At 46.1% G+C, this 4,921-nt stretch carries 5 protein-coding genes; all 5 read right to left on the reverse strand.

Translation table 11 applies throughout. The annotated features are described in order from the left end of the window. Window positions 1-65: 65 nt before the first annotated feature. The 5 genes from FC20_RS09025 to FC20_RS09045 all read right to left on the reverse strand — a co-directional run bounded on the left by FC20_RS09025 (window position 66) and on the right by FC20_RS09045 (window position 4,813). Window positions 66-1,046: a ribose-phosphate diphosphokinase gene (locus tag FC20_RS09025; RefSeq protein ID WP_008461427.1), complete on the reverse strand. Its 981-nt coding sequence runs from the start codon at window positions 1,044-1,046 to the stop codon at window positions 66-68. Window positions 1,047-1,189: 143 nt separating this feature from the next. Further along, window positions 1,190-1,993, reverse strand: coding sequence for an SLAP domain-containing protein (locus FC20_RS09030; RefSeq protein ID WP_008461422.1), 804 nt, complete (start codon window positions 1,991-1,993; stop codon window positions 1,190-1,192). 185 nt (window positions 1,994-2,178) lie between these two features. Then, on the reverse strand, window positions 2,179-3,564 hold the full coding sequence (glmU, locus tag FC20_RS09035; RefSeq protein WP_008461416.1) for a bifunctional UDP-N-acetylglucosamine diphosphorylase/glucosamine-1-phosphate N-acetyltransferase GlmU: 1,386 nt from the start codon (window positions 3,562-3,564) through the stop codon (window positions 2,179-2,181). A gap of 61 nt (window positions 3,565-3,625) precedes the next feature. Next, entirely contained in the window at window positions 3,626-4,456 is an 831-nt protein-coding gene (gene purR / locus FC20_RS09040) for a pur operon repressor (RefSeq protein WP_008461409.1), read from the reverse strand. A 105-nt stretch (window positions 4,457-4,561) separates the two neighbouring features. Further along, window positions 4,562-4,813 (reverse strand): Veg family protein, encoded by a 252-nt coding sequence (locus FC20_RS09045; RefSeq protein WP_008461408.1) that lies wholly within the window; start codon window positions 4,811-4,813, stop codon window positions 4,562-4,564. Window positions 4,814-4,921: the final 108 nt, after the last annotated feature.

A 4,921-nucleotide genomic window follows, 5' to 3' on the forward strand; every position in this document is an offset into this window, starting at 1 on the left:
AAAGTCAATGCCTTAACTTAATGACATTGCCGCATTGCGGCTGTTATTTTTGCTTACAGTTTATTTTACTTGTCCTTGTACTTGTTAGCGTCGTAACGAGTATCAAACAAAGGACTCATTGGCTTGTGTTCCATGATCAGCTTGATGGCATCCCCCATCAAAGGCCCTACGGACACAAGGATCGTCTTGTCGAGGTTCTTTTCGGCTGGTTGCTGGATAGAGTCAGTCAAAACCAGGTTCTTGATCACTGACTTGTTCAAGCGGTCAACGGCTGGGCCGGACAAAACGGCGTGAGTAGCGCAGGCGTAAACTTCAGTTGCGCCAGCATCTTTCAAGGCTTGAGCTGCCAAGGTAATGGTCCCGGCCGTGTCGATCATGTCGTCGATCAAGATGGCGCGCTTACCCTTAACGTTACCAATGATGTTCATGACTTCCGCAACGTTGGCCTTTGGCCGGCGCTTGTCAACGATGGCAATTGGGGTACCCAAAAATTCAGCTAACTTCCGGGCACGGGTAACGCCGCCGTGGTCAGGTGAAACGACAACTGCATCTTCTTCCAGGTGGTTGCTGAGGAAGAAGTCAGCTAAAAGCGGTGCCCCCATCAAGTTGTCGACTGGGATGTCGAAGAAGCCTTGGATTTGCGGAGCGTGCAAGTCAAGTGACAGCACCCGATCTGCCCCAGCAGTTTGGATCATATCGGCAACGAGCTTGGCCGTAATTGGTTCTCTGGCACGAGTCTTGCGGTCTTGCCGTGCGTAGCCATAGTATGGCAAAACGACGTTGACTGAGGCAGCGCTGGCCCGGCGAACGGCGTCGATCATGATCAAGAGTTCCATCAGGTTGTCGTTGACTGGAGCACTGGTTGATTGAATCAAGAAGACGTCCTTGCCACGAACAGAATCGTCAATGTTAACTTGAATTTCGCCATCGCTAAAGCGAACGACACTTGAAGTTGAAAGCTTCAAACCCATGCGGTCAGCGATTTTTTCTGCTAACGGCTTGTTTGAATTAAGCGCAAAAAGCTTGATATTGTCCTTGTAAGACATAGTTCCCTCCGAAAAAAACTGCATTTACCAGCTCTATTTTAACAAAAATCAACCCTAAATTGTTAAGAAAATCGCAATTCTTAGGCAAAAGAAAAAGTTTCGGCGAGATTCCGAAACTTTTTGCTTGTTTAAAAGGGACTCAACTACTTGGTAGCAGTTACCTTAACGTCGGTTGCCTTCAAGTAGGCGTTATTGCCGATGTAGTAGTAAGTAGCCCCCTTGATTTTAACAGTCTTGCTTACATTAAAAGTGTAGCCTTTGGCAGTGTGAGTATTTTTGCCTTGGTAAATGTATGGGTTCTTCTTAGTATACTTACTGCCATCCTTACGGTAGTAGTAAGCAATCTTCTTAGTTACAGTTACCTTAGTAACAGTCTTAGCTTTTTTTGCGGTAGTCTTGGTTGACTTAGATGAAGTCTTTTTGGTTAAACTAGTCTTCTTAGCAGTCTTTTTGGTTGAACTAGTCTTCTTAGTAGTCTTTTTGGTTGAACTAGTCTTCTTAGCAGCCTTTTTAATTGAACTAGTCTTCTTAGCAGTCTTTTTGGTTGAACCAGTCTTCTTAGTAGTTGTCTTCTTAGTGGAAGTAGTGGTCTTAACCTTCTTAGTAGCAATTACCTTAACGTCACTAGCCTTCAAATAAGCACTGTTGCCGATGTAGTAGTACTTAGCACCCTTGATGGTTACAGTCTTAATTACATTTAATTGAGAGCCCTTGCCCATCTTAATGCCTGAGTAATTTTCATAAACGTATGGGCTCTTCTTGGTGAACTTAGTCCCATCCTTGTGGTAAATTGGCGCGTTCTTCTTAGTTACTTGGATCTTAGCAGCTTGAGTCGTGGTCTTGGTAGCTGCGAAGCTGACTGCGTTTGAAGCTGCCAGTGAAACTGGAGTTGCCAGAGTCAGGGCCAATGATGCTGAAGCGAAAGCGAGTTTCTTGGTGAATTTCATTAATTCCAAACCTTCCTTTGAATCATGCTTTTTGTCATTGACTCGATTATACACCCATTAAATTAAAAGTGTTGCTTAAGCTTTTGGAAAAAGTAACAATTTTTTCTTAAAGATTATGTAAGCGATATTGAATTTTTTCAAAATAAAAACTCTCTAGGAATGCTAGAGAGCTTTTACTAAAAAATTTATTGCCAGTCTTTGCCTTCAGATAGTGGCAGCTTGTGCCAGTAGTCTTCCTTGTTGACCTGGCGGCCGCGGGCAATGGCCATTTCGTACTTGCCCACGTCCTTGGTAATGGTGGAGTCAGCAGCCACGAAGGCGTGGTCAGCCACCTTAATTGGAGCAATCAAGGTTGAGCCAGCCCCGATAAAGGACTTGTCGCCAACTGTCGTATGGAACTTCTTCACCCCATCAAAGTTAGAGAAGATGACCCCGCAGCCGATGTTGATGTCCTTGCCCAAGCTTGCATCCCCAACATAAGTCAGGTGGCCCACCTTGGTGTTTTCGCCGATTTCGGCCTTCTTGACTTCCACGAAGTTGCCCAGGTGAGCCCCCCGCTTAATCAAGGCCTTTGGCCGCAAGTGGGAGTTTGGCCCGATGTCAGTATTATCTTCCATAACAGATTCTTCAATGGTTGATGACGTTACCGTCACGCCGTTGCCGATCTTACTGTTAATGATGCGCGAGCCTGAGCTAATCAAGCAGTCAGACCCGATCACAGTATGGCCTTTGATGGTCACTCCGCCTTCGATCACCGTATCGTTGCCGATCACGACGTCAGCATCGATGTAGGCGGTACTTGGGTCAATGAAGGTCACGCCGTTACGCATGTGCTGTTCATTGATCCGTCTTTGCATCAGACGGGTGGCTTCTGCCAAGGCGATCCGGTCGTTAACGCCCAAGCTTTCACTGAAGTCTGGCATCTTGTAGGCGCCAACCTTTTGGCCAGCCTTGCGCAAGATTTCCAAAACGTCAGTCAAGTAGTATTCGCCTTGGGAGTTGTCGTTGCCGATTTGCTTTAAGGCTTCAAAAAGCTTCTGGTTGTCAAAGCAGAAGATCCCAGTATTGATTTCCTTGACCTTGAGTTCTTCAGGATTGCCATCTTTTTGTTCCACGATCCGCAAGACATTGCCCTGGTCGTCTCTGATGATCCGGCCGTAGCCAAAAGGATTTGGCGCTTCTGCCGTTAAAACAGTGGCAGCGTTGCCTTCTTCTTCGTGGTAGGCAAACAGCTTCTTAAAGGTTTCCCCGGTAAATAAGGGGGTGTCGCCAGTAGCAACCAAAGTGGCCCCTTCAAGACCTGCCAACTGGTCAGCAGCCTGCATCACGGCGTGGCCCGTCCCCAGCTGCTCTTCTTGGAGGGCAAAGTCGGCCTTGCCGGCTAAAACCTTTTCCACGTCTTCAGCGCCGTGGCCAACCACGGTCACGATCTTTTCTGGTTCAACGGCCTTGGCCGCGTCAACAACATGTTCTACCATGGTCTTGCCGCAAACGGGATGCAAGACCTTGTAGAGCTTAGACTTCATTCTGGTGCCCTTGCCGGCAGCCAAAACAATCACGTATTTTTTCATAGTATTAGTAACCTTCTAAAATAAATAAGCTAGCCGTATTGGCTAGCTTATATTGTAACATTTAGAAGCGATCGAAGTTAGTTCTAGTTAAAAAGTTACCTGGCTGAGCCAAGATGATTTCCTTTTCACTGTCGATTTGGTCGATGTTGATCAGGGAAACGTAGTCCTTGATCTTGCGTTCATCTTTATATTCGGTTTCGCATAAGACACAGACGCCGGCTACTTGGCAGTTGAATTCCTTAACCAGCTGCCGCATCCCGTCCAAGGTGCCGCCACCCTTCATGAAGTCATCCACAATCAGAACGTTCGTCTCTTTGTCCAGGGCCCGAGTTGGCAATTCCATCTTGGCTACCCGGGAAGTGGATGAAGACATGTAGTTGACGGAAACAGTGGCCCCTTCCGTCACCTTGGACCGCTTGCGGGCAGTCACGGCAGGCACGTTTAAGTAGCTGGCTACGGCATTAGCCAGAGAGATCCCCTTGGTTTCCACCGTCATTACGGCTTCGATGTCAGCATAGGCATAGCGGGTGGCGATCAATTTTCCGATCATTTCCAGATCGTATGGCTTGCCCAGGATGTCGGACAGGTAGACAAAGCCGCCTGGCAGAATCCGGCTAGAATCTTGAATCCGGCCAGCCAAATCATTCAAATACTTTTCAGCAGGCTTTTGACCAAGAAATGGAATGTAGCGAACGCCCCCGGCCGCCCCAGCTACCGTCTCTAAGATCCCGTCTTCATTGTCAGCTAAGGTGTGCTTCAAGATTGCCAGGTCTTCAGAGATGGAGGACTTGGCCGCACCGTAACGCTTGGCAAAGAAGGGCAGAGCGATTAAAGTATGCGGACGCTCCATCAAATATTTGGTCATGTCTACTAATCTTTCAGAACGTTTCATTCTCTTTCCTTCCTAATGTCTGTTTTTGTACTTATACTAATATACTCTAAAGAGCAAAAAAAATCACTAACATTTTTAAGAAATGTTAGTGTAAAAATTCGTTTTTTATTTAGCATCCGCTTCGTCATCGAATTCTACCAAGATATTCTTGGTCAAAACGTCGGTGTAGCTGTAAGATGCATGTTCAAAGTTGTTGCTGTCTTGGTCCAGAGCAACAACGAAAACTGCTGGAAAAGTATTTTTCAATACCCCGCGTCGTCTAGTAACCTTCTTGCGACCGGCTTGCGCAACGATCGTCAATTCTTGGCCTAGATGGGCGTCTAACTTTTGCTTGATAGCTTGAATATTAATAGGCAATTCTGACACTCCTTTATCGGAACATTATATCATTATTTTAAATAAAAATCAAGTTTTACCTATTTATTCTTTTATTTGTGTGTTTAACAAGTGATAATGTCTTAAGTA

The organism is Lactobacillus equicursoris DSM 19284 = JCM 14600 = CIP 110162 (assembly GCF_001434815.1).
Lineage (GTDB): Bacteria > Bacillota > Bacilli > Lactobacillales > Lactobacillaceae > Lactobacillus > Lactobacillus equicursoris.